Source organism: Mesorhizobium sp. A623 (assembly GCF_054489405.1).
In genome coordinates this window covers 1-604 of record NZ_JBTMXB010000147.1, presented here as the reverse complement: position 1 = coordinate 604, position 604 = coordinate 1, and the positions used below count along the sequence as shown (strand labels likewise).

Here is a 604-nt window from a genome sequence, read left to right as displayed (position 1 = left end):
ATCATGCTCAACCACAAGAAGCTGCGCCGGATTTATGCCGAGGAACGGCTGCAGGTCCGTCGTCGCGGCGGCCGCAAGAGAGCCCTTGGGACGCGGGCTCCTATGGTCATGCCGTTAGGGCCGAACCAACGCTGGTCCCTGGACTTTGTCAGCGACGCACTCACCGATGGCCGGCGCTTCCGCATCCTGTGCATCGTCGATGACTATACCCGGGAATGCCTCTGCCTGATCGCCGATACGTCGCTGTCGGGGCTGCGAGTGGCGCGAGAACTGGACCTGCTCATGGCCCAACGTGGCCGGCCACACACTGTGGTCAGCGATAACGGGACCGAACTGACCAGTATGGCCATCCTGCGCTGGAGCCAGGATCGGCGGATCGAATGGCACTATACGGCCCCCGGCAAGCCGACGCAGAATGCGTTTGTGGAGAGCTTCAACGGTCGGCTGCGTGACGAATTGCTCAACGAGACCCTGTTTACATCCCTGGCACACGCTCGCTTCGAACTGGCGGCCTGGAAGGACGACTACAACACCGTCAGGCCACACGGCAGCCTTGGCAACCTGCCGCCGGCCATCTACGCCAAACTCAACGCTCTCGGCATGC

Annotated in this window: 1 protein-coding gene; it reads left to right on the top strand. The window is 62.6% G+C overall.

Features of this window, described 5'->3' with window-relative positions:
• The coding region (locus ACX3P1_RS28340) for an IS3 family transposase (RefSeq protein WP_459083161.1) at positions 1-604 on the top strand (604 nt) is incomplete at both ends.